The organism is Haloarcula vallismortis ATCC 29715 (genome assembly GCF_000337775.1).
In the GTDB taxonomy this organism is placed as follows: Archaea; Halobacteriota; Halobacteria; order Halobacteriales; family Haloarculaceae; genus Haloarcula; species Haloarcula vallismortis.
The window spans coordinates 201377-227532 of sequence record NZ_AOLQ01000069.1; the positions used below are offsets into that span (position 1 = coordinate 201377).

A 26156-nucleotide genomic window follows, 5' to 3' on the forward strand; every position below is an offset into this window, starting at 1 on the left:
CTCACATCGTTCGGTCATGTTCGAGTTCGAGGTCCCGGAAGTCGATTACACCCAGTACTCGAACCGCCAACTGGTGGCGGTTCCGCTGGTGGTGCTCGGCTTGGCGCTCGCGATTCTCGGTGGCTGGTATCTGGTCACCGGCGCGCCAGTCTCTCCAAGCATCGACTTTACGGGCGGTTCGGAACTCACCGTCGAGTCGTCTCTTTCACAGGCCGAACTCAGGGAGAACACGTTCGACGAGCCAGTGGTCTCCGTCCAACAGGTCGAGGGTGAGAACCGGTACATTATCACGTTCGATTCGTCGAATCTGGAGTCTATCGAGGAAACCGCGCGGTCGAGCGACCAGATGGAGTTCCTGGGTAGCGGGACGACCTCGCCGATATTCGGGCAGGAGAACCAGCGGCTCGCGATCGTCGGCATCGGTGTCGCCTTCCTCGGGATGAGCTTGCTTGTCTTTGCGATGTTCCGGTCGATCGTGCCGAGCATCGCGGTTGTCCTTTCGGCGTTTTCCGACCTTGTCATCCCGCTCGCGGTGATGAACCTGCTGGGAATCAAGCTTTCGCTCGGGACCGTCGCCGCGTTACTGATGCTCATCGGTTACAGCGTCGACTCCGATATCCTGTTGAACAATCACGTCCTCCGGCGGTCCGGTGGGTTCTACGAGTCGACGTACCGCGCGATGCGGACCGGTGTGACGATGACGCTGACTTCGATGGCTGCAATGGCGGTGATGGCGATTTCGGCGACGATATTCGGTATCGAACTGATGGCCTCTATCGGGTTCGTTCTCGTCGTGGGACTGGCTGCTGACCTGATGAACACCTACATGCTCAACGTCACGTTGCTTCGCTGGTACAAGTACGAGGGGGTCAAACGATGAGTACACTCAAGGAGAACTGGCGCGTTGTTGCGCTGGTCTCACTGTTGTTACTCAGCGCTGTCGCGCTATTCATCCCTGGTGTTCCGCCCGGGACATCGGATACTGAAGGGGCCGGGGCCGCCAACCAGACGACGAACCTCCAGTACGGCATTCAGCTCAGCGGTGGCACACGCATTCAGGCCCCAATCGTCGGCTATACTGCTGAAGGGGTCGGCGTTGCGCCCGCTGACGAAACGACCCTCGAACAGTCTGTCTCAGATCGGTTGGGCGTCGACTCAATCGACGTACGCGCCTCCAATAGGACCGAAACAGTGGAGGTATTCTCGGACAACGTCACCGAATCGGAGTTCCAGTCTGCGCTGGAAGCGGAGGGTTACGAGCCGGATGAGATCCGGGCTGGTGTAACCCGAGAGACACGCGAAAATATGGTCTCGGTCATCAACGATAAACTGCGTGAGTCAGCCTTGACCGGTGGCTCCGTTCAGCAGGTGAGTGCCCCGGGTGGGCGGAGCTTCATCAGCGTCACGGCCCCCGACAGGGGGCGTGAGGAACTCATCGGACTGCTCGAAGAGCGTGGCGTTGTCCGCGTGTACGCCGTTCACGACAACACTGAGAATGGGTCGTACGTCCGTGAGCAGGTCCTCTCGCAGGATGATCTGCGGGCCGGATCGGCAACGCGTAGCGAAACGCAAGGAACTCACGTCCCGGTAACGGTCGAACAGGGCGCTGCTGAACGCTACGCGAACGACATGGTCGAGGCCGGTTTCGGCAGCGGGTCGACCTGCCGGCGCTCGGACTACGACCACGATAATCTCCAGAACTCGCAGGCGGACTGTCTGGTGACGACGCTGAACGGCGAGCCGGTGTTCGTCGGCGGCGTCGACCCGGGACTTGGCCAGTCCTACCAGAACGGTGAGTTCGTCAACAACCCGCAGTTCATCATGCGGACCGGCAATATGTCTGAAGCGACTGAGCTTGAGCTCGCGCTGAAGGCCGGCCGGCTGCCGGCTCCGCTCAACTTTGACAACGCCGAAAGCCAGACGCTTTCGTCTGCGCTCGCTCAGGAGTTCCAGCAGCGCTCGCTGCTGACGGGCATTCTCGCCGTCATCGCGGTGAGCCTGGTGGTGTATCTCCGGTACGGACGGCCCGAGGTCGCCCTGCCGATGATCGTTACGGCGCTCTCTGAGGTGTTCATCCTCCTCGGATTCGTCGCGTTCGTCCAGTATCCGCTGAACCTCTCACATCTGGCCGGGTTCATCGCGGTCATCGGAACGGGGGTGGACGACCTCATCATCATCGCCGACGAGATCCTCCAGCAGGGGAAAGTCGAGACCGGGCGCGTGTTCCAGAGCCGCTTCCGCAAGGCGTTCTGGGTCATCGGCGCGGCCGCGGCGACGACTATCGTCGCCATGAGCCCGCTGATGGTCCTCTCGCTGGGCGATCTCTCCGGGTTCGCCATCATCACCATCGTCGGCGTGCTCATCGGTGTGCTCGTGACGCGGCCGGCCTACGGTGACATCCTGCGGAGCCTCGTGCTGGACGAGGACTGACCGGCCCTCGCTCTCTGCCTGTTACGCAGTACTGTCTGGGTTGGAGAACGCCGATTCGCTGTCGAGCTGCGCCCGTTCAAAAGTCGCCCAGCGTCGCCTGTTCTGCCGCCGCCAGCACGTCGTCACACGTTGACCACGAACGCCGGGCACACGCTGGCAACTCGCCGTGGCGGTCGACGCAATCCGCGAGAAACGACCGCGTCGTCGGGTCGCTGGGGTAGCCCGATCCCACATCGCCGTATTCCTCGGCCAGTTCCGCGACGTGTGCCTCGCGGGCCTCCTTCGCGATGATCGAGGCCGCACCGACCAGCGGGTCCGTCTCGTCGGCTCCGTGTTCCGCCGTTACGGTCACCTCAGCGTCAACGGCACCAGCGACCCGCCGGCCGAACCGCTCTGCGTCCGTGTCGCCGGCGTCGACCGTACCCGACAGGCCGTCTCGGGCCACCGCCGATAGCGCCTCGGCCTGTGCCTCGACGGTCAGTGTGTTCATGTCTGTCTCGTCGTCGTCGATGCGTTCGACCGGTATCTCGGCGACACCGACGGCGTCTGCGGACTCGTGGATTTCCTCGGCCAGTCGCTCGCGACGCTGTGGCTTGATGTCCTTCGAGTCGCCGACACCATCGGGTAGAGCCGCCGGCTCGGCCCGGACGGCGGCGGCGAACATCGACCCAAGGACCGGTCCTTTCCCGGCCTCGTCAACGCCAAATCGCATGGCTGGCACGTCGACGGCACTGCAAAACAGCTTCCGGTTGGACGGCTCTAGTCGTGTTACTGCTTGAGATACTCGTCTTTTGCGAACGGTTCGTCCTCGCCCTGCACGTCGATCACGTCGAGCGCCGTCACCACGGCGTCGGTGTCCAGCAGGCCAGCCAGGCTTGGCTCCGTGCGGCCCTCGTCGCTGGAGACGAGTTCTTTTACGTACAGGCCGCCCTCGCCGTGGATCCGGAGCTCGGCGTGGCGGTCGTCGGTCAGTTCGCCCTCGGCGTCGTACACCGTCCGCGTCCGGGTGATGTCGGCCCGTCGGTGGGTGACCCGCTGGGGCGTCTCCTGCTGGATGGTCGCCCCGTCCAGTTCCGCCAGCGCGTCCTGCAGAGCGTCGGCCTCGACCGGTGCCCCGAACTCCACGTCCATCCGGTAGGTCTTCGAGGCGTCCAGTTCCTTGACGCGTTCGACCATCTTGTGGGTCGCCAGCTGGAGGTCCGTCACCTCAACTTTCCCGTCGGCGAAGGCGTTGATGTCGGCTTCGAGTTCGTCGGCGGCCACGTCGCGTTTGCGGGGTTCCATCACTTCGATGACGAACGGGCGACCGGAGTCGAGCATCCGTGCGTCGACATCCTCGCGGCCCGCGCCGTGGAACACTGCTTCTTCGCCGTCCATCGCCTCGCGGGCGACAGGCGCGGACAGTTGTTCGACGCTCTCGTCGTAGCGGTAGCCGCTGCCGTCACAGCCGTCGCAGGGCTCGCCCTGCCACAGTCCGGTACCGTTGCAGTCATTGCAAGGCCACTTCGTCTGGGGGATGTCGCGTTCGAGCTTGCGGTAGCGACCGTAGACGAACGCCGAGTTTACGTGTGTCTCCACCTCGTCCGTGGCGAGGTCGAGCGTGAGCTGGACCGCCGGGCGGCCGAACTCGACTTCTGCGCCGGTCAGGTCGCCGATGCGCTTGCCGACCTCGCGGTTGAGTTCAGTCTTGAGTGCCTCACCGGCGTCGGGTTCCAGACCCACGTCCTCCCGGAGCAGTTCGTCGTTCTCTTCGAGTAGCGGCGGCACCTTCGTCCCGACCTGGTAGGTGTCAAAGTCGTAGCCGCGGACGGCGCTTGCGGCCTGTTCGGCCCACCAGTCGAAGCGGTCACACTCGCCCTCACAGACCCAGCAGTCCTCGCCCGCTTCGAAGGGGTCGTCGTCTGCGAGTGCAACCGTCACCCGCAGGGCGTGGCCGCGTTCGGCGTTGGCCAGCCCGAAACTCCGGTCGGCGAAGAGTCGGCCGAGACAGGAATCACACAGCGGCCCGGTCGCAAGCGCCGCACGGGCGTCCTCAAGTATGCTCATTGCCTGAGCCGACGCGTCGCCACCGTAACTGCGTTTCGACCTCTCGGTCAACCGGGGGTCAGTCGGCCCTGCGACCGTGTCCGTCTTCACTCGCCCGCCACACCGCCTTCGTCTGTACCTTTCCGCGGCGCTCGGTCGAACAGTTCGCCCGGAATCTCCTCGGTCGAGAGAGAGACGGACCGCTGGGGGAACGGGATTTCGACGCCCTCGGCCTGGAACCGCTTGTAGATCGCGCTGTTGAGTTCGTGGGTCGCACGGGCCGTCAGGGCCGGGTTGCTGACCCAGCACAGCAGTTCGAAGTTCAGCGCGGAGTCGCCGAACTCCCGGAACCGGACCCGCGGGTTCGGGCGGTCCTGCACGAGGTCTTCGGCCTCTGCCAGTTCCAAGAGAATCTCTTCGACCCGGTCGATGTCTGTCCCGTAGGCGACGCCGACAGGGACGCGAATTCGGCGCTTTCGTCTCGGCGTGGACTCGTTGACGATGGCGGCGTTGTTGAGCTTCGAGTTCGGAACCGTGACGAGAATGTCGTCACGAGTGCGGATGACCGTCGAGCGCACGGAGATGTCCTCGACGCGGCCGCGTTCGCCGGTCTCCAGAACAACGAAATCGCCGACCGCGTACGTCCCATCCAGATACAGGGACAGCGAGCCGAAGAAGTTTGCCAGCGTGTCCCGGGCCGCTAGCCCGACGATGATACCCATAATCCCCGCCGAAGCCAACAGCGGCGTCACGTCGATGTCCCACAGAACCAGCAGGAGGAAGATGCCCCCGCCGGAGACGAGCGCGCTCCAGACGTTCTGGAGGATGGGAACCATCTGTCGGTCGATGTACGCCGAGTCTGTGGCAATGCTTGACGCCTGGCGGCCGATGCGAAGCAGCGTTACCATCCAGACGATGACGACGAGCGAAAGCGTCCCAGCCTCTAGTGAGACAGCAACGGCTGGCCGGATGTCGTAAATCTGTGCGCCGGCGTACGCGCCGCCGAGACCGACCGTGACGTACACGGCGGTGTGAATCCCACGGAAGACGATGTCGTCGATGTCGCCCTCTGTGTGGGGTGTGACCTGCCTGAGCAATCGATCACCGAGGACACGGATGACCAGCGCAAGCGCGACCCCGCTGCCCACGAGTACCAGAAACCCCTGCCAGGCCGGCAGCCCCGACAGCAGGTCAACCATCCCACTTCCCAGTTGCATACCCCCGCTTGGACACCGGTGCTATATATACTCCAGCGTCGACGGGCCGAACCGAACGGCCTTTGTCCCGCGGCGTCCGCTCCGTGGGTATGAACCCGATTCTCGTCGCTATTCTGCTTGGCCTGTTGCAGGGAGTGCTGGAGTGGATTCCGGTCTCCAGCGAGGGCGGCGTCGCACTCGCCTCGACGGTGGTCACGGGCGTTTCGCCCGCCGCTGCGACCCGCCTCGCACTGTTTCTCCACGCGGGGACGGCCGTCGCGGCGACGGCCTACTACCGCACCGAGGTCCGAACGATTCTCCGTTCGATCCGGCACCTCTCCCGCCGCCCGTTTGCCGACGAGACGGCGGATCTCTCCTTTATCATCATCGCGACGGCTGCGACTGCCGTCACCGGTCTTCCCGCGTACATGGCCCTCGACGCGGCTGTTTCGGAGCTAGAGGGCGGGCTCTTTCTGGCGCTGGTCGGCGGCCTGCTCGTCGTCACTGGCCTGCTCCAGCGCTTCGCCGCGGCGCTGTCGCTGGGCGAGCGAGAGATTCCAGACGGACTCGACGCCGTCCTCGTCGGGGTGTTGCAGGGGCTGGCCATCCTCCCCGGTGTCTCCCGGTCCGGAACGACGGTGAGTGCGCTGTTGCTCCGGGGTCACGAGGGCGAGTCATCGCTTCGGCTCTCGTTTCTCCTGTCGATTCCGGCCGCGCTCGCCGCGAACGCGCTGGTTCTGGTTGACGACGGTGTGCCGGCGATTGACCCGCTGCCGGCCGTCGTCGCCCTCGTCGTGAGCGCTGTCGTCGGCTATCTCACCGTCGGTGCGCTCGTTCGACTGGTCCGGCAGGTCCCGTTCTGGGCGGTCTGTACGGTGTTCGGCGGTCTTGGTGTCGTGGGTGGACTGCTCGTCGCGCTGTAGCGACCAGAGGCCGGCTTACTCCTCGTACTTGACTTCGGTGCCGCTGGCGACCGGCTGCAGGATGTACTCGCCTGTCTGGCCGCGCTTGACCGGCGTGAAATCGGCCGTGAACACGGTGCGGGTGTCCGCACGGATTTCGTACTCTTCCGTGAACTGTAGCGGCGCTTCGCCTGGTGTGTCTACTGTCGCGTCACCACCCTCAGCGAGCGTCGCGTCGACACCGGTCACATCTAGCTGGAGATACTCATAGGTGTCCACTTCGAGTTCGGTCTCGTCGACGAGCGAGGTGTTGCCGTCCTGCAGCTGGACGAGGTCGGCCTCCTGAGGGTCGTCGAACTCGTGGTACTCACGGGCGTCGCTCGTGCTCGCTGTTGTCGATTCCTCGGTCGCTGTGTCTTCCTCCGAGGCCGGTTTGACCCAGAGGCCTGCCATCGTGACGATGCACGATTCGAAATCGCCGATGTCACCCGGCTGGTCGGTCACCTGTGTGGCGAGCGTTCCGGTTTCGGCTCCGCTGCCGGAACAACCGGCGAGGCCGACAGTGCTCGCTGCCGCGAGGCTGCCGGCGGCTTTCAGATAGTCGCGTCGAGAGGTCGCCTGCGTTCGCTGTGATTCTCGCATATAAATCGACCATCCACCCCAGTATAAAGGGACGGGTTGATACTCCATCCGAGTTCAGCCGAGTTTCGCTCGATTTTCCGGGTGTAAACGGAATCTGTCCACGAGTGGACAGCAGTTCAGCCGACGAACCTGTTTCGGGGACGATACAACTTATTTATCTTCCGGCATCAATTTCATAGTAGCAACGGCCATGAGTGGTGACGAACGCAAGCTAGTCGACACGTCGGGGGACTTCCAGTACGTCGTCCGCGATGGCGACCAGGTGTCCGACCCGAAGTGGCGCTCCTGTCGACTCATCGTCACCAACAAGCGACTCATTCTGGCGACGAACGGCTCGAAGCAGCCGATTCCCCACTCCAACATCACCCTGCCCCCGGACCCCGATGACCTCGTGCCCGACGGTGGGACCGGCGGTGCGACCGCACTGGAGGTTGGCAACAATGTTCTGCTGGTCGATACGCCGAATCTGGACGACTTCGAGACAGAGTACGTCCGCGCCACGCTACAGGGCGAGGTCATCCTCGCGCGACAGCAGGCGGTCGTCGGCGGCGTCGTTCAGGAGGACGCCGAGTGGAGCAAGGCACGGTTTCAACTGGACGACGACGTCATCCGCCTCCAGTTCCCCGGCGGCAAGCGCATGTCTTTCGAGATCGAAGACGTCGGCACCATCGAAACCGGGACCAGTCGGGTGATGGGCCAGGAACGAGAGGTCATCGAAGTCGAACACACTGATGACCAGGACAGAAGCGTCGAAACGCACATCTCGGGGATGGACCACCACACGCGGGCGCTGAAGACACTCTTTACCCGCGTTATCGAAAACCGCGAGGACGATTACGAACTCTCGGAGATGGAGAGTCAGGTGTTGATGGCGCTTTACTCCGGCGTGTCACCGTTTGAGATGTCTGATTTCGTCGGAACGACGCCGGATGAGGTCGAGGAAATCTATCAGAAACTGCTCGATATCGGTGCAGTTGACGAGGTCAGGGTGCGGACCGAGGTTGCGTTGAACGCGCAGGGGAGAAATATGGCGAGTGAAGCGATGAGTGAGAAGTAGCGTGGCGCTCCGCGCCACGGAACGAACGGCGACGCCGTGAGTAGCGAGGGGCGCGAACGTAGTGAGTGGCCCTCAGATAGCGACCGGGGAGCGACAGCGGCCCGCAAGCAGTAGAGCGACGCTACGAGCTACAAAACACTTTTCCGATAAAAATCAGTGGGGACCAGTCCCGAGCCAAACGGGAGAGCAACACCGCCGAACGGCCCACTCAGTGTGAGACACAGTACCGGTTCGACTGCGGGTCTTGCTGTAGCGCAGGCAGTTCAGACGGCCCCGCGGCTGTTCCCGTCTTGCCGCCGTTACTCGGGCAGGTACTCGACATCCTCAGCCTCTGTCACCGATACGCCGTCCGGGAGCTCTGATTCCGGGACCGGCGTCAGGGTGAGGACTTCATCCGCCTCGGTTCGTACCCATTCCTGCCCTGTTGCTTGACTCCAATCGTGTGGTTCCCAGTACCCCGACTCGAAGTGCATCCAGATGTCGAGACCACTGTAGTACTCTCCTGTTGAACTTTCGTATATCATTGCTGATTCCACAGCGGCTGCTGCCATCGAAAAAGTCAATGCACCTACATGGTATTATTAGTACCGGCGGGGCCCAAATTCGCCAGGCTTGAGCATAGAAGGGTGCTTGGATAGTTCGGGTGCAACGGCGACTCGGCAACCGTCTGTGTGCGTGTGTGTATAGTTTTCAGGGGATTCCGTGACCCTGTTGCCATCGTGAAAGCGGGCGACTTACTGCTGTTCCATCGCCAGCTCAAGCGACCAGAAGAAGCCGTAGTACGCGACGACGCCGCTGGCGAGCGTCAGGTAGTACGCCCACTGGGGAGCCGACAGCAGGTCGAAGATGACGCTCACGGCGGTCACCCAGGCGATGGCGAACACGAGGTCGACGAACATCCCCTGCTTGTGGTCGCGCACGTGGTCGCGAAGGGTGTCGACGACGCTCATCGGCGGCCTCGCGTCGTCCGTGGCGGTCGTAGTCGGTTCTGGCCCATGCTAGTCACGCCTCGATATCCGTGTCACCGTGAACGTCGACGACCAGCACCGGCAGCCGCGTTCGGCGCAGTACCTTCTCCGTGACACTCCCGAGAATGACACGCTTGAGGCCCGAGCGCCCGTGGGAGCCCATTACCACGAGATCGATGTCGTTGTCCTCGACGAACTTTCGGATGGCACGCGCCGGTTCGCCGGCGGTGATGTGCTCTTTCACTTCAACGCCGTGTTCGGCGGCGCGGTCGCGGACGTAGCCGGTAGCTTCGTCTGCGTCTGCCTTCACCTCGGTCATCTCGTCGAGGTGACCCTGACGGATGCGGTCGACTTGCTCTGTGCCCAGCGAGTAGCTGGTGGCGTCAACGTCGACGACGTACAGCGCGTGGACCGTCGCGCCGTACTTCGAGGCGATGTCGACTGCCTGGTCGACCGCGTTTTCGGCGGTTTCGCTGCCGTCGGTCGGAACGAGGATATTGTCGTACATTGGTTTAGTCGTCTGCGGGGGTACCGCCGTTAGTGCTGTCGCCGACAACGTCTGCGGCGGTCTCCTGTTGCCCCATCGGCTCGGGGCTGTGACACTGTCGCACCATTTTCTTCGTCTCCAAGGGCGGCTCAGGCGTCGCCAGCGAGACGGCGATGGTGACGATGAACACGACCGGCGTCCCGATCAGCGCAGCGCCGATGGGCGGGACATACTGGGCGTATATCGGGACGAGTGCCCCACCCTCGCCAGCAATCGTGTCGAGCGCGCCGATGTAGCTCGGCAGGACGCTGTTGATAATCGAGGTAATCCAGATGAGCAAGCCGAGGACCATCCCGGCCAGCGCGCCCTGGCGGTTGGTGTTCTCCCACCAGAGGCCGAGGAAGAACATCGGGAACAGGACGACGCCGGCCAGCGAGAACGCGTAGGCGACCAGTTCACCGATGAGCGCCGGTGGGTTGAACGCGGTCACCGTCACCAGCGCGCCCATGCCGATGATCGTCCCGCGACCGATGAGCACCTGCTGGCGCTGGGTCGCGTCGGGGTTGATCAGCTCTGTGTAGATGTCGTGTGCGACCGCTGAGGAGGCCGTGATGAACAGCCCGGCAGTGGTCGCGATTGCGGCGGCCATCGCACCGGCCGCGACGAGGCCGACGAACCACGTCGGGAGGTTCGCAAACTGCGCGGCGAGGACGACGATCACGTCACCTTCAGCGCCGGACATACCGCCTTCGGCGGCGTAGGCGCTCGCATCGGTCGTCGCTTCGAAGAGGTCGACGCCGAAGGCCGCCATCGCGGGCGACGCCCAGTACAGCAGGAGGATGAAGAACAGCCCCCACACACAGGACCAGCGAGCGACGCGCTCACTCCTGACCGTGTAAAACCGGACGAGGACGTGCGGGAGGCCGCAGGTCCCGACGATGAGCGAGAACGCCGTCGCGATCCAGAGGTAGAACGGCTGGTTCACGAACGGCGCGGAGAACTCGCGGCCGAGGTCGGCAATCAGTGCGCCGTACTCGACCTGCGGAAGTATCGTCGAGTACCCCTGCGAGAAGCCGACGACGTACACGCCCGCGAGGAACGCGACGATGAGGATCGTGTACTGGACGGCCATGTTCTTGGTCGCGCCCAGCATTCCCGAGAGCGCAAGGTAGCCGACGGTGATCGCCATCATCACGACGATCATGGGGATGATGTCGAGCCCGAAGACGTACTGACCGACCAGCCCCATGCCGCGGGCCTGGCCGACGGAGTAGACGTACGCGATGAGCAGCGTGGTGAACGCGGCCAGCGCGCGGGCGGTCGGCGAATTGAACCGGTCGCCGACGAAGTCCGGCGCGGTGTACTTCCCGAATCGGCGCATCTGCGCGGCCAGGAAGATGAGCAGGACGAAGTAACCGGTCGTCCAGCCGACGATGAACGCCAGGCCGTAAAAGCCCGAGAGCGCCACAAGCCCGGCCAGTCCGAGGTACGAGGCGGCGGACATCCAGTTCGCGCCGATGGCCATCCCGTTCTCGATGTTGCCGATGCCGCGGCCCGCGACCCACATTCCCTCGGTGTCGGCCACCTTGAACACGTAGCCGATGACGAGGAACGACGCCATCATCAGGAAGACGATGATCGCCGGGACGAGTTTGAACGAGATGTCCAGCGCCTCCGCCTGTAACGGGACTGTCACTGTTCGACACCCCCGTCAGTAGCCGCTGCCTCGCCGGCCTCGGAAGCCGTGCTTTCGACGGAATTGGAGTCGATGCCGTACTTCCGGTCGAGCCGGTCCCGGTAGCGGGTGTACACCACCGCAAGGATGAGCGCACCCGTCGGCGCACCGAACGAGACGAGGAAGTAGTGCAGCGGGAAGCCGAACAGGGGCGTCTGCACGGTCATCATCTCCGGCGCGATCGCGGTCATCGTCACCGGGCCGAACACGACAAGCGCCCAGAGCACGAAACTGCTCCAGATGATCTTCAGGTGGTCGCGCATGAACGGCGTGCTCGGACGTAACAGGTTCACCTCCCTGTCGAGGTAGTCGATGTCTTCGTGGGCGGCCTCCGTGCCGCCGTCTGGTTGGATAGTTGACTCTTCTCGGTCCGCAGGTGTATCTCTTGACATGGGTTTGAACGCTTGAAAATTCGTGGTGCTGTTCGCCGCTACGGCTCAGTCTCCCTGAACCTTGGTCTCGATATCACTGACGACATCAGGGTTCCGCAGCGTACTCGTATCGCCCAGTTCCTCGCCGTTCGCGATGTCTTCCAGCAGGCGGCGCATGATCTTCCCGGAGCGGGTCTTCGGTAGTTCAGGCGTGAAGATAACCGCTTCTGGCCGCGCGATTGGGCCGATAGCGTCCTCGACGCCGTCGATGATCGCACTGCGGAGTGCCTCGTCTTCCTCGTAGCCGTCCTCGGTGATGACGTAGGCGTACACCGCTTCGCCTTTGATATCGTGGTCGCCACCGACGACAGCGGCTTCGGCGACGCCCTCGACGCCGACGATGGCACTCTCGATCTCCATCGTCCCGAGCCGGTGCCCGGAGACATTGATCACGTCGTCGACCCGTCCCAGCACGGTGATGTACCCGTCGTCGTCGATTTTCGCCCCGTCCTCGGGGAAGTACACCCAGTCGTCGGAGTCGTCGCTGTCGGTGTCTGAGTACTCGGCCCAGTACTCGTTGATGAACCGCTCGTCGTTCTTGTACAGCGTCCGGAGCATCCCGGGCCACGGCTTGTCGACGGTGAGGTAGCCGGCGCGGCCGGGTTCGACCTCCTCACCCTCGGTGTCGACGATGCGCACGTCGTTGCCCGGCAGCGGTGGGCCGGCCGACCCGGGTTTCATGTCCTTGACGCCCGGCAGCGTCGTTATCATCATGCCGCCGGTCTCGGTCTGCCACCAGGTGTCGACGACGGGACACTCTTCGCCCCCGATATGCTTGTAGTACCACTTCCAAGCGCGGGGGTTGATGGGCTCGCCGACCGTGCCCAGCAGGCGCAGGCTGGAGAGGTCGTGCTGTTCGGGGTACTCCTTGCCCCACTTCATGAACGCGCGGATGGCCGTCGGTGCGGTGTACAGCTGGTCGGCTTCGTACTCCTCGACAATGTCCCAGAGGCGGTCCTTGTCCGGGTAGTCCGGCGTCCCCTCGTACATCATCGTCGTCGTCCCGAGCGCGAGCGGGCCGTAGACGATGTAGGAGTGCCCGGTAATCCAGCCGATGTCGGCCGAGCAGAAGTACGTGTCCTCGGGCTTGATGTCGAGTACCGCCTGCGAGGTCCAAGCCGCCCACGCGAGGTAGCCGCCCGTGGAGTGTTTGACACCTTTGGGCTTCCCGGTTGTCCCGGAGGTGTACATGAGAAACAGCATGTCCTCGGCGTCGCGGTCGACCGGTTCGACCGTTTCGCCCTCGTTGTCGGCGATAACGTCTTCGAAGGCGACCTGATTGTCGGCGTAGTCGTGGTCGAAGCCGTCGCCGTCCATCAGCCGCTCGGCGACGATGGCGCGTTCGACCTCGTGGTCGACGCCGCTCAGGCCCTCGTTGGCCTTGTCGAGGTGGTCGAGCGGGTCACCGCGGCGGTAGTAGCCGTCGCAGGTGACGAGATACTCCGAATCGGCGGAGTTCATCCGCGTCGCGAGCGCGTCCGCGGAGAAGCCGGCGAACACGACGGAGTGGGGTGCACCGATGCGAGCGCAGGCCAGCATGGCAATCGGCAACTGCGGAATCATCGGCATGTACATCGTCACGACGTCGTCCTCGCCGACGCCCATCTCTCGGAGGCCGGCCGCGAACTCGTTGACCTTCTGATGGAGTTCCTCGTAGGTGTAGGTGATGTTGTCTTCTTCGACCGGCTCACCGACCCACTCGATTGCGGCCTCGTCGCCGCGCTCCTCCAGATGGCGGTCAAGGCAGTTCGCCGACGCGTTCAGTGTGCCGTCGGTGAACCACTCGTAGAACGGCGGGTTCGAGTCGTCGAGTACCTGATCGTACTCCGCCTCCCAGTCGAGAAGGTCGGCAGCGCCCTCCCAGCACTCCGGCCAGTTCTCCTCGAACTCCTCGTAGATACCCTCGTCCGTGATGTTCGCCTGCTCGACGAACGACTCCGGGGGCTCGAAAACCTCCTGCTCTTCGAGCCGTGCTTCGAGTTGGACATCTTCATCTGACATGGTCTATCATCGATATTTCACAGCGGCCATATAAACAGGGGGTCTAACTACGATAACATGAAACAGGGTTTCAGTTGTCTACTGGCTGTCGCGGCTCGGTCGGCCGGTCGTCGAAAAACGCGGTCAGGACCTTCTGCTGGGCCTTTCTGAGGTGATTGTGCAGCGTCGGCGACGAGATATCCAGCGAGTCCGCTAGCTCCTCGGCAGTCGACCCGCGGGGCCACTCGAAGTAGCCGCTGTGGTAGGCCGCCTGCAGGACGGTCTCTTGCCGGTCTGAAAGAGTGCCGCTCAGCCGGTCGCGGAACCCGGTGTTCGTTTCGGCCGGCCGTTCTGTCTCTCGCTTCGCCGCCAGCGATGTCTCCGGATAAGCGTCGGTGACGGCGTTGACTGTTGGTCTAATGTCGGCCTCGCTGGGAAGCTCGACTGCGATAGTCGCGACACCGTCGGTGGCCGTCACAGAGCGAATGCGGCCACCGCTTTCGACCAGTTGGAGCGCCGGCGTGTCGGTGACCACAACCTCCAGTAGTACGCCGTCGCTGTGCTCTTCAAGGAGTCTGGCGTCGGCAACGCCGTCGTCGTCGTCCGCATACGAGAGTATCGCGTCGGCCGAGGTACCGTCGACCATCAGGTAGTACAGCAGCGACTGGCCCGCCACGGGAACGACGCCGGACAGTTCGACCGTACACCGCAACGCCTCGGACGCTCCGGCGGTAAAAGCTCGCTCGTCCCCACAGTGGAACTCCAATTCGGTCACCGTGTCGGCAAGCAGGAGGCGCTTGCGTTCGGCGGCAACCTGTGCGTGGCCGACCTGCACCCCGAGCGCAGACAGCACAGCGCGTTCGGTGTCAGTGAGACCCTCATCCGCTGCGACTCCGACGACACCGGAGACCGTGTTTTCCCTGACGAGTGGAACCAGCGCGACTGGTCCAGCACTGTCGTCGACGACCCGAACGTCGCCCACGCCGAGCGGAGCAGTGACCGACTCGATGTGCTCCTGTATCTGGCGATCAACAGCAGCCTCCGAGATTTCTGCTGTCGTGCGCGGTGTCAGCCCGTCACCGGTCCGTTCAGCGAGCCAGGCGAACTCGAAGCCCGCTGCTTCTGTCAGGTGGTCACAGACTGTTGTCGCAATCCCTTCACCGGTTGCGGCTGCCGCAAGCGCCTCGCTGACTGCCGTAATCCAGCTGATGGCTCGTTGCGACTCGCTTGCGGCCGCCTGCCCGCCAGATTCGTCGATGGCCGCGATGATAGTTTCCCGGTCCGGCTCGTCAAGCAACGGGTCCAGTCGGTCGAGTCGGTCCCAGCCGCCGAGTGCACAGACCACGTCCGGCGAGACACCGTCGTCGAGCAGGCTCGCCGCGAACCGCCACCGGAGGTCACGCGAGGAAACGTCCTGCAAGTGCGGTGTCGTCTCGGCGGCTCGGTCGGCTATCTCGCTGACCAGCATCTGGAGCCGACGCGCGGAGACGGAAAACAGCTGCTCATCGTCCTCTATCCCGGCTGCATTCGCGTACTTCCGTATGTCGTGTTCGACCGAATCCGGGAGGTGCGTCTCGCGGACGACTTCACCGTTCTCCCGAACAGCAAGCAGGTGATGTCCCTCGAACTCGGTGATGTCGGCCAGCCGTACGGCGGTCATCTCTGTCGGACGGAGCCCGACCTCCGCGCCGAGCCGGAGTACGAGGTCGGACCGGTGTGTCTCTGCTGCGCGCCGGAGCTGTTCGTACCCTTGCTCGCCGATGCGGTCAGCTTCGCCGTCCATTTGTTTCGGATATTCATATAATATCGAAATAAGTGTTGTGGCCAGAGCGTGGACACGGACGGGATAAGCGCAACAAAACAGCTATCAACGATGCCGCTGGCACTGAACTATTTCGGAAAAATCGAGAAAGACGAAGTCAGCTACTTCCGTCTCGTCGTCGACTGGATTTCACCGAGAATTTCGGGGTTGCGCAGCGCGCTGGTGTCGCCCAGTTCCTCGTCGTTCGCCACCGCCGTCAGCAGGCGGCGCATAACTTTGCCTGAACGTGTCTTCGGGAGGTCGGGCGTGAACACGATTTTCTTGGGGCGGGCGATACCGCCGATAGCGTTGACGATAGCGTCTTCGATAGCTGCTCGGAGTTCGCTCTCGGTGTAGCCGTCCTCCGGGGAGGCGAACGCGTACACCGCTGTTCCAGTCGTCTCGTCGTCGGCACCGACCACGGCGGCTTCGGCGACGCCGGTGACGCCGGCGACCGTCGACTCCAGTTCCTTGGTGCTGAACCGCCGGCCGGCGACGTTGATCGCGTCGTCGATCCGACCGAGGAAGGTGATGTACCCGTCGTCGTCGACCGAGACGCTGTCTTCGGGGTAGTACCGCCACTGCTCTGCGCTTTCCGGGACGCTGCCCCAGTCCGTTCCGTCGAGTAACGCGCGGGGCATCCCCGGCCAGGGGCGCGTCACGACGAGCTCGCCGGCCGAATTAGGCTCGGCTGCCGCACCTGAACGGTCGACGACGGACGCTTCGATTCCCGGCAGCGGCGTTCCCGCGGCCCCGGGCTTCATCTCGTCGACGCCGGGCAGCGTCGATACGAGCACTGCGCCGGTCTCGGTCTGCCACCAGGTGTCGACGATCGGGCACTCGCCGCCGCCGATGTGTTCGCGATACCACTCCCAGGCGCTCGCGTCCATCGGTTCGCCGACGGTGCCTAGCAGCCGCAAGCTGGAGAGGTCGTGTTTGTTGGGGTACTCCGCACCCCACTTCATGAACGCCCGAACAGCTGTCGGTGCGGTGTAGAACACGTCGACGGCGTACTTTTCGATAAGCTCCCACAGCTGGTCTTTCTTGGGGTGGTCCGCTGTGCCGTTGTATAGTACTGTTGTCGTCCCGAGTGCGAGTGGCCCATAGACGATGTAGGAGTGGCCGGTAATCCAGCCGATGTCGGCCGAACACCAGTAGGTATCCTCGGGCTTGATGTCAAGCACCGACCGGGCGGTCCAGGCGACGTGTGCGAGATATCCGCCGGTCGTGTGCGTGACGGCTTTCGGCTGGCCGGTCGTCCCTGACGTGTAGATACGAAAGAGCGGGTCGTCCGCCGCCCGCGAGACGGGCTCGACTTCGGCCCCCTCGTGTGCCGACAGCAGGTCGTGGTAGTCGTCGTAGTCCTCGCCTAGATGTACGTCACGGCCCAGTCGGTCAAGCACGACGACCGACACGTCGTGGTCGACGGCGATGCGCGCGTTATCGGCCTTGTTCTTTTGTGCGACGGCGCTACCGCGGCGGTAGTAGCCGTCGCAGGTGATAAGATACTTCGACTCGGCCCGTTCCATCCGCGTCGCCAGTGCGTCCGCGGAGAACCCAGCGAAGACGACGTTGTGTGGCACGCCGAGGCGTGCACAGGCCAGCATCGCGACCGGGAGTTCGGGCACCATCGGCAGGTACAGCGTCACCACGTCGTCCGGGCTGACGCCGTGGTCGCGCAGTGCTGCGGCGAAGGCGTTGACTTCCCGGTACAGTTCGAGGTAGGTGTAGGTGCGGGACTCGCCGAGGTGGCCTTCCCAGACCAGTGCGAGTTGGTTCTTCCGCTCGGGGAGATGCCGGTCGATGCAGTTGTAGGCGGCGTTTAATCGCCCCCCGGGGAACCACTCGAACGGCGGGCCGTCCGTTCCACGGAGTACCGTCTTGAACGGCGTCTCCCAGTCGAGCAACTCAGCGGCCTCGCGCCAGCAATCGGGCCACTCCCGTTCGAAGCGGTCGTAGACAGCTGGATCCGTCACGTTCGCCTGTTCGACGAACCAGTCCGGTGGTTCGACTGTCTCTCGCCCCGTCTGGGACTGGCCCCGATCCGGTTCGTCGCCCCGTGTCATCAGTTGACAGTACATCGCCGCACGCAAAAAATATCCTATCTAATTGTGCACAATTCGGCCGTGAGCGACCTACCAGTGCAGCCGGCCGTTCTCAGTTTCGACACTGACGACGGAACTTATATTGAGTCCTGCGGACAACGAAGGTACGAGAGGCCGGTACAGGGTATGAGCGACACGGAAAAAAAGATCGCCGATACGAAGGGACAGTTCCTGCAGGCGGTCTCACAGGGCCAGCGCCTCACCGACGCCGAGTGGCGAAACTGTCGCATCGTCCTCACCACCGAACGGGTCGCCCTGCTGGGCGACGATAAGCGACAGATTTCACTGACTGACATCGACCGTATCGCCGACCGATTCGACGTGAACCAGCAGAGCGCCGGTGTCTCCGATTACATCGCACTCTACGTCGGCGAGGATGTCATCCTCGTGTCGGCATCGGACCACGAGGCGTTCGAGACCGATTTCTACCGGGCGAGTCTCGACGGCGCAATCGTGCTGGTCCAACACCCGGCACTGAAAGGCGGCGTCGTCCAGTCCGCCGAGTGGACGAAAGGCCGGCTCAAAGTGACGGACGAGGCGCTGAAACTCGCGATGGCTGACGGTCAAGCCGTGGTCATCGACCGTGCCGATATCGGCGATCTCGCCGTCGAAGAGAAGCAGGTCAGCGGTGAGGAGCGGACGGTTATTCAGGTCGAGCACAGCGAGGACGACATCAGCGTCGAAACACACCTCGCGGGCGAGGAGTTTCACGCTACTGTCCTCCGGACAATGCTCGAAGAGAGCGCCGAACAGAACCAAGCTGATCTGGACCTGAGCTCGACGGAGAAACGGGTCATCATGGCACTGCACTCCGGCGTCTCACCCTTTGATATCCCCAACTTCGTCGGCATCGATGTCGAGAAAACCGAGGCCATCTTCGACCGGTTGATCGAACTCGATGTCATCAGTGTGCTCCGGGAACGAACCGAAGTGAACCTGACGACGAAGGGGCGTCGGGTCGCCGGCGAGCGGATGGGCGAACAGTAGTCTGCGGTTCCGGACTGGGAGGCGCTGATACCGGATGTCGAGGCCGCCTGATACGTTTGATTTTCACACCACAATCTGGACATACGTGGCGAGTAGACACCGACCAATCTCGGTAAGGCCGCCATATTGAAGCCCCTCCTCCGTCTGAAACAGGTATGCACATCGACACGGCTGTGGTCCTCGCTGCGGGTGAGGGGACTCGCCTGCGGCCGTTGACGCGAAACCGGCCAAAACCAATGCTGCCGGCCGCAAATCGTCCGATTCTCGAACACGTCTTCGATGCGCTAGTCGAGGCAGGCATCGAGAAACTGGTCGTCGTCGTCGGCTACAAGCGCGACCGCGTTCAGGACCACTTCGGTCCGACGTACCGTGGTGTTCCGATTTCCTACGTGAGCCAGACGAAACAGCTCGGAAGCGGGCACGCACTCCTCCAGGCACGAAGCGTTGTCGACGGCCCGGTTCTGGTGATGAACGGTGACCGTCTCGTCGACGCCGCCACTATCGAGGCGGTAGAGGCCTCCTACGCAGAGACTGAACACACGAGCATCGCTGTTGTTGAACGGCAGGACACCAGTCGATACGGTGCTGTCGAGGTACAGGACGGTGATATCGTCGACATCGTCGAGAAGCCACAACACGACGAGTTCAGGCTGATAAACGGCGGCGTGTACGCCTTCGACGGTGACATCTTCGAAGCGATTGACGAAACGACGCGCCACGCCGGTGAGCTGGCGCTGACCGACACAATCGAACTCCTGCTGGAATCTGACCGTGTTCGAGCGGTCGAGGTCGACGGGATGTGGGTCGACGCGACCTATCCGTGGGACCTGTTGACTGTCGCCCGTGAGGTGCTGGCCCGGGGTCGGGTCGTTGAATCAGCCCGCGACGAGCAGGTCTGGGTCGACAACTCCGCACGCGTCCACGACGAAGCGACGCTCCAGTCACCGGCCGTCATTGGCCCAGACTGTGAGATCGGGCCGGACGCTGTCATCGGTCCGAATGTCGCGCTCGGACGCAACGTCACCATCGGGGCCAACAGCGTCGTCCAGCACACCGTTCTCGACGCAGACACGCGCGTGGACCCGAGCTCGACCCTCGTCGACACCGTCACTGGGCAGGACGTGAATCTCGGCGTCAACACGGTTGTCCCCGGCGGCCCGGCCGATGTCCAGGTCGGCACAGAGGTGTTCGAGGACCAGCGCCTCGGGGCCGTCATCGCCGACCGCGCCGAAGCACTGGGCGACGTGAGCTTCGTCCCCGGGTCGCTTGTGGGGCCGAACGCCAGCCTCGCGACCGGCGTGACAGTCGATGGGACCGTCCGCGAAGGCGCGGAGGTGGTCCGCTGATGTGCGGAATCATCGGCTGTGTCGGTCGCGGTGACGAGACGCTCGAGACGCTCGTTCACGGCCTGTCGAAACTGGAGTATCGCGGTTACGACTCCGCTGGTGTCGCGCTGGCCAACGACCACATCGACCTGTGCAAACACTCCGGTAAAATCGCCGATCTCCGCGAGGCGCTATCTGATCGAATGCTCTCGGGGTCGGTCGGTATCGGCCACACCCGCTGGAGCACGCACGGGCCGCCGACCGACGAAAACGCCCACCCGCATCAGGATTGCACCGGCGATGTCGCAGTCGTCCACAACGGGATCATCGAGAACTACCAGTCGCTGCGGGACGAACTCGTCAGCGCCGGCCACACCTTCACGTCTGACACCGATACGGAGGTCGTCCCACATCTGATTGAGGACGCGCTGGATGCGGGGGCCAACCCCGAAGACGCCGTCAGAGAGACGGTCAGTCGACTCGAAGGCAGTTACGCCGTCGCCGTCGTCATCGCCGGCTGTGACTCGGTATTCGCCGCGCGAAACGACTCGCCACTCGTGTTAGGTATCGACGACGACGCAACATATCTGGCCAGTGACGTGCCCGCCTTCCGGGACTTCACCGACAAGGTCATCTACCTCGCTGACGGGGAGTTCGCCCGCCTCAACGGTACCGGCTGGACCGTCACCGACACCGACGGTAATGTTGTCGAGAAAGACATCGACACTGTCCAGTGGGACCCCGAAGAGACCGGGAAAAGCGGCTATGACCATTTCATGCTCAAGGAGATCCACGAACAGCCCCGTGCGCTCCGGCAGTGCTTACGGGGCCGTGTCGACGAACTCGCCGGCACGGTCGACATCGGCGACCTCGGTGATTTCTCCCCGACCGGCGTCCAGTTCGTCGCCTGCGGGACCTCGTATCACGCCGCCCTGCACGGCGCACAACTGTTCCGCGAAGCGGGCATCCCCGCCCAGGCGTTCCTCGCCAGCGAATACGCAACTGCGACCCCACCTGTTGGTGACGCACTCGTCGTCGGCGTCACACAGAGCGGGGAAACCGCCGACACCCTTTCGGCACTTCGGGCGGCCCGCCGCCGCGGCGCGCGCACGCTAGCCGTGACCAACGTCGTCGGCTCCACTGCGGCCCGCGAGTGCGACCATGCGCTGTACATCCGCGCCGGGCCGGAAATCGGCGTCGCCGCAACCAAGACCTTCGCCTCCCAGCTCGCCGCGCTGAACCTGCTTGCCCTCGGCACGTCGACGACCGGTGACGCTCGCCAGGTCATCAGCGCGCTCCGTGACCTCCCCGGTCACGTTCAAGAGGTGCTCGATGAATCCGCCGCTCAGGAGGTCGCTGAACTGTACCAGGACGCCAGCGCCTACTTCTTCATCGGCCGTGGGTACCAGAATCCCGTCGCACTCGAAGGCGCACTGAAAATGAAGGAGATCACCTACAAGCACGCTGAGGGCTTCGCTGCGGGTGAGCTGAAACACGGCCCGCTGGCGCTGGTGACCGAGAACACGCCGGTGTTCGCTATCGTAACTGGCGACGACGAGCGCGCCCGCAAGACGATTGGGAACGTCAAAGAAGTCGAGGCGCGGGATGCACCGGTAGTCGCGATTACGGACGGACAGAGCGACGTTGAACGATACGCCGACCACGTGCTCCAGATTCCAGAGACCCATCCGCGGGCCGCTGCAGTGCTTGCGAACACGCATCTACAGTTGGTGTCGTACCACACGGCTGCGCTGCTGGGGCGGAACATCGACAAGCCACGGAATCTGGCAAAAAGCGTGACGGTCGAGTGAGCCGGGCGTAGCTGGGCTACTCGTGCTGTGTTGGGTCGTCTCAGCAGTTTGAGAAGCTGTGCCGCCAGCTCAGCTATTATTGCACTCAGGCGGGTCTCTACACACTTCGCCACCAAGGCGCGACGGAACTTCGCTAGACCACGCAGGGGTGTGGCGGTACCACGAACAGTGAGAAATGGGCTGAGACTGTTCGCCTCGCGTCGGTCCATGACAATATCCGCCGGCTCAATCGTGACCTGCGGAACCTCTTTGCCCTGTTCTGTACTTTCTTCACCGTTGACAGAGGCCCAGAAACGGTGTATTGTGGTTGGGAACCCAGACGCTAGATCGAACAATAAGTAACAGACATTATGACCTTCTGTACGCCATTATGATATCAATAATGACGCTCCAGACCTGCCTCGAAACAAGTTTCATATCGTAGCTGAACGACTGGTCACGGACGTATTCGAGGTCGTATCGCAGTTTTTCGCCCGGCTCCTTTCCAGTCACATGATTGACCTGGGCCGGTCCGGTCAGGCCCGGTTTGACGAACCATCGCTTCTGCCAGTCGACGACACCGGTCCGGATATCCGAGTCCAGCTCCGGTCGTTCGGGCCGTGGCCCGACGACGCTCATATCACCCCGCAGTATCGACCAGAGCTGTGGAATCTCGTCCAAGTGCGTCTGTCGGAGTACTCGACCGACCGACGTCACGCGTGGGTCGACTCCACCCGCATCCTCGTCACTGATCTTCACGCCGGTTTCGTCCTCCGCGTTCTCGATCATCGACCGGAACTTGTAGATGGAGAACGTTTCGCCGAACACCGCTGTTCGGTCTTGCCGGTACAGTATCGAGCCACCGTCGTCCATCTTTATTGCTACTACAATTCCGAGAATCACGGGCGATAGCACGACCAGCCCGGCCGACGCAAACGCGATATCGAACGCGCGCTTGAGAATGTAATCCTGTATGTCCCAGGGCTCGATCTCTACGTCGACTAGAGTTCCGACTCCACCGCTGGCGGTCAGCACAGAGTCTGCATGGTTCCGATGGACTTTCGCGTCGACACCGTACTCGTAACAGGCGTCGAGAGCGCCGAAGAACTCGGCCCTGTCGGCGTGTTCAAACGCCAGCACGACCGTATCGATATCATACTCGACGAGTACATCCTCGATTCGTGAGAGACCACCCAACCGTTCCAACCCGCTCCCGTTAGTTCCGCCGTCAGCGATGGCTCCGGTCCGTTCGACTGTCGTGATCACGCTTGTCGGACAGAGATAGCCCAAGAGCGTTCCGTCGACCTCGCTTGCCACTTCCTCTATCACACGGAGGTCGTCGCCGACGACGATGGTCCGCTCGCCGTTTGCCGACGGCCGCTTCCGAATCCACACAAACCACGCGGGCAGTGCGACCAGTAACAGGGGGGTCACTAACACGACAGTCAAACGCGGAAGCTTGTACGAATAGTCGAAGTAGCCAATTGTCGCCAAGACGAGAGCCGCCACGAGCACCCGCTTCTGGGCCAGCGCTATAGCGTCGAGAATCCTTCGCGGACGGGGCTTATACAGCGGGAGGAACACACTGACGACGACTGCGATTGTGACCAAGACTTCGATCGTGAACTCTGGCCCCGTTGGGGGGTCGGTCGGCAGTCGACTGAGTATCGGGATGGTTGTCGCTATCGACTGGATGGTAGCGTTGTTAACAAGTGCAACGGCGACCGCTGTCAGCACGACAACGCCGGCTACACTTGCGACCCGGTACCGCCAACCACTATCCATTATCAGTGTGATTGCCGAGTTCCGGGATAAGTCCTGCGTCCCGGGACTCAAATACTGAAGCGTCCGTGTGGAGATACACAGCCAGATTGTCTTGAATGGTCGTCGTGTCACTGAGAGCGGGTGCGACACGAGCGGTGTTCGTGAGCCGCCGTCCCCACAGCGATTGTCCCAGTACACTCGCGTTGGCTCTCGCAACCCCGGTCCAGCGCTCGTTATGCCGGCTCCGCTTGACGCTGTCCGGTGGAAACGGCCTCACGGTGGTAATACAGCCTTTCGATTGAAACCCCGTGCAACTGCACGACATACCTGACCGCGTTGTCACACTGGTTACTGGCGGGATGACCCGATTTCGTCGCTTACTCGCTTGCAGCGATGTTTTCGGCGGCCATCTCCGGGTCAATCTCGCCCTGTAGCCGTTTCTCGGCCTGATCGCGGTCCTCAGGATACCCGATATCGTTCCGCCAGCCGTCCATGCGGATCGCGTCGATCGTTCGGCCAGAGTGCAACAGGAGGTCAATCGCATCGCTAATCTCGTACTCGCCGCGATTGGAGGGCTGCACCAGATGGCAGGCGTGGAAGATAGCCGGTGTGAACGTGTAGAACCCGGTCATCACAAGGTTCGACGGCGGCTCTTCCGGTTTCTCGACGACTTCGGTGATCTCGCCGTACTTATTAGTGTCACAGACGCCGTAGCGCCCGGCCTCTTCCCAGGGCACTTCCTCGACGAGGAAGGCGGCGTCAGCACGTTCCTCCGCCTGACGGTTGACAACGTCTTGGAGGTTCGCTTCGAAGATGTTGTCGCCGAGCATCAACATGAAGTCGTCGCCGACGTGCTCCTCAACGGTCAGAAGCGCGTGGGCGAGGCCGTTCTGCTCGCGCTGGTGGGTGTAGGTGATTGGGACCCCCTCGAACTCGTCCTCAAAGTGATTAATGATTGCCTGCTTCTTGTAGCCGACAACTACCAGCAGTTCGTCAGCGCCTAGCTCGATCAGTTGCTCGAAACAGTGGGTCAGAATCGGTTTCCCAGCGACCTCTACCATTCCCTTTGGCTTGTCTTCGGTCAGCGGGCGGAGACGGGTCCCCTCGCCAGCGGCGAGTACGACAGCTTTCATGTCTCCCAACTCGTTGGCCGTCCGATAAAACTCTTGCCGAATTATAATATCCGAATTATAATATCCGCCCCTCAGCTAGTGGTGCTCGATGAACGTCAGTATTGTCGGGAGCGGATACGTCGGGACGACGGTTGCGGCGTGTCTCGCTGATCTCGGACACGAGGTCGTAACGATAGACATCGACAAAGACATCGTCAACGCGGTAAATGACGGCGAGTCGCCGATACACGAACCCGGGCTCGACGACCTTGTGGCCGAACACGGTGGTGGGCGACTCCGGGCAAGCACCGACTACGAGGACATACGCGACACTGAGTTGACGATGCTAGCGCTCCCGACGCCCTCGAACGACGACGGGAGTATCGACCTCCAGTTCATGGAAGCCGGTGCAGCATCCGTTGGCGAGGCGCTGGCTGGCGCCGAACGCTCGGCCGACGACCCGCATCTCGTCGTCACGAAGTCGACTGTCGTCCCGAACACGACCAAAGATCGACTCGCTCCCCGTATCGCCGACGCCGGTCTCGAACGCGGGACGGACTTCCTCGTCGCATCCAATCCCGAGTTCCAGCGTGAGGGGACGGCCGTCGCGGACTTCCTGAACCCTGACAAACTCGTCTTCGGAACGGACGACGACCGCGCAACAGACCTTCTCTATGAGCTCTACGCGCCGCTACGCGAAGCCGCTGACGGCGACGTGCCGGTCGTCGAGACCGGTATCGCCGAGGCCGAGATGATAAAGTACGCCAACAACACGTTCCTGGCAACCAAAGTCAGCCTCATCAACGATATCGGAAACATCTGCAAAGAGTTCGGTGTCGACGCCTACGAGGTCGCCGACGCTATCGGACTCGACGACCGAATCGGCGAGCAGTTCCTCCGGAGCGGCGTCGGGTGGGGCGGCAGTTGCTTCCCCAAAGACACGGACGCTATCATCGCCGCGGCGCGGGAGCAGGGCTACGACCCTGCAGTTCTCTCGGCGGCCGTGGAGCTGAACGACGCCCAACCCGAGCGCCTCCTCTCCCTCCTCGACACCCACGCCGACGTGTCCGGAAAACGCATCGCCGTGCTCGGCCTGGCGTTCAAGCCCGGGACAGACGATATCCGGAACACGAGAGCAGTGCCGGTCATCGAGGGACTGCAGGAACGCGGCGCAGACATCGTCGCCTACGACCCAGTCGCGACCGAGAATATGCGCGAGCGCTATCCCGACATCCAGTACGCTGATTCGGCCGCGACCGCTCTTGGAGGTGCGTCCGGCGCCGTTGTTGTTACCGACTGGGACGAGTTTGCGGCGCTTGATGCTGAATTCGACGATATGGCTGACCCTATCGTCGTCGACGGCCGACGCGTCATCGAGCGGCGTGAGGGCATCACCTACGAAGGGTTGACCTGGTAGCG

22 protein-coding genes are annotated in these 26156 nt (G+C 62.8%); 8 read left to right on the forward strand and 14 right to left on the reverse strand.

Features of this window, described 5'->3' with window-relative positions:
• Positions 1-16: 16 nt before the first annotated feature.
• Complete coding sequence (secF, locus tag C437_RS18025) at positions 17-880, forward strand: protein translocase subunit SecF (RefSeq protein ID WP_004518443.1); 864 nt, start codon at positions 17-19, stop codon at positions 878-880.
• Entirely contained in the window at positions 877-2430 is a 1554-nt protein-coding gene (locus tag C437_RS18030; RefSeq protein ID WP_004518444.1) for a preprotein translocase subunit SecD, read from the forward strand. Before secF ends, C437_RS18030 begins: the two co-directional genes overlap by 4 nt.
• A 76-nt stretch (positions 2431-2506) precedes the next feature.
• On the opposite strand, the gene rnhB is transcribed toward C437_RS18030, so the two are convergent.
• The 3 genes from rnhB to C437_RS18045 form a co-directional block, all read right to left on the reverse strand.
• The gene (rnhB, locus tag C437_RS18035) at positions 2507-3142 is read right to left on the reverse strand and encodes a ribonuclease HII (RefSeq protein WP_004518445.1); all 636 of its coding nucleotides are present in this window, start codon (positions 3140-3142) and stop codon (positions 2507-2509) included.
• A gap of 56 nt (positions 3143-3198) precedes the next feature.
• The gene (locus C437_RS18040) at positions 3199-4476 is read right to left on the reverse strand and encodes a tRNA pseudouridine(54/55) synthase Pus10 (RefSeq protein ID WP_004518446.1); all 1278 of its coding nucleotides are present in this window, start codon (positions 4474-4476) and stop codon (positions 3199-3201) included.
• Between the two features lie 86 nt (positions 4477-4562).
• On the reverse strand, positions 4563-5672 hold the full coding sequence (locus tag C437_RS18045) for a mechanosensitive ion channel family protein (protein ID WP_049919885.1): 1110 nt from the start codon (positions 5670-5672) through the stop codon (positions 4563-4565).
• An 89-nt stretch (positions 5673-5761) separates the two neighbouring features.
• Here C437_RS18045 and C437_RS18050 point away from each other — a divergent pair, with 89 nt between their 5' ends.
• Positions 5762-6574, forward strand: coding sequence for an undecaprenyl-diphosphate phosphatase (locus C437_RS18050; RefSeq protein WP_004518448.1), 813 nt, complete (start codon positions 5762-5764; stop codon positions 6572-6574).
• A 15-nt stretch (positions 6575-6589) separates the two neighbouring features.
• On the opposite strand, the gene C437_RS18055 is transcribed toward C437_RS18050, so the two are convergent.
• Complete coding sequence (locus C437_RS18055) at positions 6590-7195, reverse strand: DUF4382 domain-containing protein (protein ID WP_004518449.1); 606 nt, start codon at positions 7193-7195, stop codon at positions 6590-6592.
• Between the two features lie 190 nt (positions 7196-7385).
• Here C437_RS18055 and C437_RS18060 point away from each other — a divergent pair, with 190 nt between their 5' ends.
• Entirely contained in the window at positions 7386-8252 is an 867-nt protein-coding gene (locus tag C437_RS18060; RefSeq protein ID WP_004518450.1) for a CheF family chemotaxis protein, read from the forward strand.
• A gap of 299 nt (positions 8253-8551) precedes the next feature.
• Here C437_RS18060 and C437_RS18065 read toward each other — a convergent pair whose 3' ends face one another.
• The 8 genes from C437_RS18065 to acs (C437_RS18100) all read right to left on the reverse strand — a co-directional run bounded on the left by C437_RS18065 (position 8552) and on the right by acs (C437_RS18100) (position 17720).
• The gene (locus C437_RS18065) at positions 8552-8776 is read right to left on the reverse strand and encodes a hypothetical protein (RefSeq protein WP_170832115.1); all 225 of its coding nucleotides are present in this window, start codon (positions 8774-8776) and stop codon (positions 8552-8554) included.
• 210 nt (positions 8777-8986) lie between these two features.
• Positions 8987-9202 (reverse strand): hypothetical protein, encoded by a 216-nt coding sequence (locus tag C437_RS18070; RefSeq protein WP_004518452.1) that lies wholly within the window; start codon positions 9200-9202, stop codon positions 8987-8989.
• A gap of 52 nt (positions 9203-9254) precedes the next feature.
• Positions 9255-9728: a universal stress protein gene (locus C437_RS18075; protein ID WP_004518453.1), complete on the reverse strand. Its 474-nt coding sequence runs from the start codon at positions 9726-9728 to the stop codon at positions 9255-9257.
• A 4-nt stretch (positions 9729-9732) separates the two neighbouring features.
• On the reverse strand, positions 9733-11403 hold the full coding sequence (locus C437_RS18080; protein ID WP_004518454.1) for a sodium:solute symporter family transporter: 1671 nt from the start codon (positions 11401-11403) through the stop codon (positions 9733-9735).
• Positions 11400-11834 (reverse strand): DUF4212 domain-containing protein, encoded by a 435-nt coding sequence (locus C437_RS18085; RefSeq protein ID WP_004518455.1) that lies wholly within the window; start codon positions 11832-11834, stop codon positions 11400-11402. Before C437_RS18085 ends, C437_RS18080 begins: the two co-directional genes overlap by 4 nt.
• A gap of 45 nt (positions 11835-11879) precedes the next feature.
• Positions 11880-13874, reverse strand: coding sequence for an acetate--CoA ligase (acs, locus tag C437_RS18090; RefSeq protein ID WP_004518456.1), 1995 nt, complete (start codon positions 13872-13874; stop codon positions 11880-11882).
• A gap of 70 nt (positions 13875-13944) precedes the next feature.
• Complete coding sequence (locus C437_RS18095) at positions 13945-15636, reverse strand: bacterio-opsin activator domain-containing protein (protein ID WP_004518457.1); 1692 nt, start codon at positions 15634-15636, stop codon at positions 13945-13947.
• A 140-nt stretch (positions 15637-15776) separates the two neighbouring features.
• A complete protein-coding gene (acs, locus tag C437_RS18100; protein WP_004518458.1) occupies positions 15777-17720 on the reverse strand; it encodes an acetate--CoA ligase in 1944 nt (647 codons plus the stop codon).
• Positions 17721-17885: 165 nt separating this feature from the next.
• Here acs (C437_RS18100) and C437_RS18105 point away from each other — a divergent pair, with 165 nt between their 5' ends.
• The 3 genes from C437_RS18105 to glmS all read left to right on the forward strand — a co-directional run bounded on the left by C437_RS18105 (position 17886) and on the right by glmS (position 21882).
• Positions 17886-18746 carry a CheF family chemotaxis protein gene (locus C437_RS18105; RefSeq protein ID WP_004518459.1) on the forward strand — a complete coding sequence of 287 codons (861 nt, stop codon included), beginning with the start codon at positions 17886-17888 and terminating at the stop codon, positions 18744-18746.
• A 155-nt stretch (positions 18747-18901) separates the two neighbouring features.
• Positions 18902-20092: a bifunctional sugar-1-phosphate nucleotidylyltransferase/acetyltransferase gene (gene glmU, locus C437_RS18110; protein WP_004518460.1), complete on the forward strand. Its 1191-nt coding sequence runs from the start codon at positions 18902-18904 to the stop codon at positions 20090-20092.
• On the forward strand, positions 20092-21882 hold the full coding sequence (glmS, locus tag C437_RS18115) for a glutamine--fructose-6-phosphate transaminase (isomerizing) (RefSeq protein WP_004518461.1): 1791 nt from the start codon (positions 20092-20094) through the stop codon (positions 21880-21882). Before glmU ends, glmS begins: the two co-directional genes overlap by 1 nt.
• 348 nt (positions 21883-22230) lie before the next feature.
• On the opposite strand, the gene C437_RS18120 is transcribed toward glmS, so the two are convergent.
• The gene (locus tag C437_RS18120; protein ID WP_004518462.1) at positions 22231-23646 is read right to left on the reverse strand and encodes a sugar transferase; all 1416 of its coding nucleotides are present in this window, start codon (positions 23644-23646) and stop codon (positions 22231-22233) included.
• A gap of 356 nt (positions 23647-24002) precedes the next feature.
• On the reverse strand, positions 24003-24758 hold the full coding sequence (gene aglF / locus C437_RS18125; RefSeq protein ID WP_004518463.1) for a UTP--glucose-1-phosphate uridylyltransferase AglF: 756 nt from the start codon (positions 24756-24758) through the stop codon (positions 24003-24005).
• A gap of 88 nt (positions 24759-24846) precedes the next feature.
• On the opposite strand from aglF, the gene aglM reads away from it, so the two are divergent.
• Complete coding sequence (aglM, locus tag C437_RS18130; protein WP_004518464.1) at positions 24847-26154, forward strand: UDP-glucose 6-dehydrogenase AglM; 1308 nt, start codon at positions 24847-24849, stop codon at positions 26152-26154.
• Positions 26155-26156 lie beyond the last annotated feature (2 nt).

Coding starts and splice junctions, on each gene's coding strand:
- aglM (WP_004518464.1), top strand. CDS start 24,847: ATGAACGTCAGTATTGTCGGGAGCGGATACGTCGGGACGACGGTTGCG.
- secF (WP_004518443.1), top strand. CDS start 17: ATGTTCGAGTTCGAGGTCCCGGAAGTCGATTACACCCAGTACTCGAAC.
- C437_RS18085 (WP_004518455.1), bottom strand. CDS start 11,834: ATGTCAAGAGATACACCTGCGGACCGAGAAGAGTCAACTATCCAACCA.
- glmS (WP_004518461.1), top strand. CDS start 20,092: ATGTGCGGAATCATCGGCTGTGTCGGTCGCGGTGACGAGACGCTCGAG.
- acs (WP_004518458.1), bottom strand. CDS start 17,720: ATGACACGGGGCGACGAACCGGATCGGGGCCAGTCCCAGACGGGGCGA.
- C437_RS18055 (WP_004518449.1), bottom strand. CDS start 7,195: ATGCGAGAATCACAGCGAACGCAGGCGACCTCTCGACGCGACTATCTG.
- C437_RS18040 (WP_004518446.1), bottom strand. CDS start 4,476: ATGAGCATACTTGAGGACGCCCGTGCGGCGCTTGCGACCGGGCCGCTG.
- rnhB (WP_004518445.1), bottom strand. CDS start 3,142: ATGCGATTTGGCGTTGACGAGGCCGGGAAAGGACCGGTCCTTGGGTCG.
- C437_RS18070 (WP_004518452.1), bottom strand. CDS start 9,202: ATGAGCGTCGTCGACACCCTTCGCGACCACGTGCGCGACCACAAGCAG.
- C437_RS18050 (WP_004518448.1), top strand. CDS start 5,762: ATGAACCCGATTCTCGTCGCTATTCTGCTTGGCCTGTTGCAGGGAGTG.
- acs (WP_004518456.1), bottom strand. CDS start 13,874: ATGTCAGATGAAGATGTCCAACTCGAAGCACGGCTCGAAGAGCAGGAG.
- C437_RS18105 (WP_004518459.1), top strand. CDS start 17,886: ATGAGCGACACGGAAAAAAAGATCGCCGATACGAAGGGACAGTTCCTG.
- C437_RS18065 (WP_170832115.1), bottom strand. CDS start 8,776: ATGATATACGAAAGTTCAACAGGAGAGTACTACAGTGGTCTCGACATC.
- C437_RS18045 (WP_049919885.1), bottom strand. CDS start 5,672: ATGCAACTGGGAAGTGGGATGGTTGACCTGCTGTCGGGGCTGCCGGCC.
- C437_RS18095 (WP_004518457.1), bottom strand. CDS start 15,636: ATGGACGGCGAAGCTGACCGCATCGGCGAGCAAGGGTACGAACAGCTC.
- C437_RS18030 (WP_004518444.1), top strand. CDS start 877: ATGAGTACACTCAAGGAGAACTGGCGCGTTGTTGCGCTGGTCTCACTG.
- C437_RS18120 (WP_004518462.1), bottom strand. CDS start 23,646: ATGGATAGTGGTTGGCGGTACCGGGTCGCAAGTGTAGCCGGCGTTGTC.
- glmU (WP_004518460.1), top strand. CDS start 18,902: ATGCACATCGACACGGCTGTGGTCCTCGCTGCGGGTGAGGGGACTCGC.
- C437_RS18075 (WP_004518453.1), bottom strand. CDS start 9,728: ATGTACGACAATATCCTCGTTCCGACCGACGGCAGCGAAACCGCCGAA.
- aglF (WP_004518463.1), bottom strand. CDS start 24,758: ATGAAAGCTGTCGTACTCGCCGCTGGCGAGGGGACCCGTCTCCGCCCG.
- C437_RS18060 (WP_004518450.1), top strand. CDS start 7,386: ATGAGTGGTGACGAACGCAAGCTAGTCGACACGTCGGGGGACTTCCAG.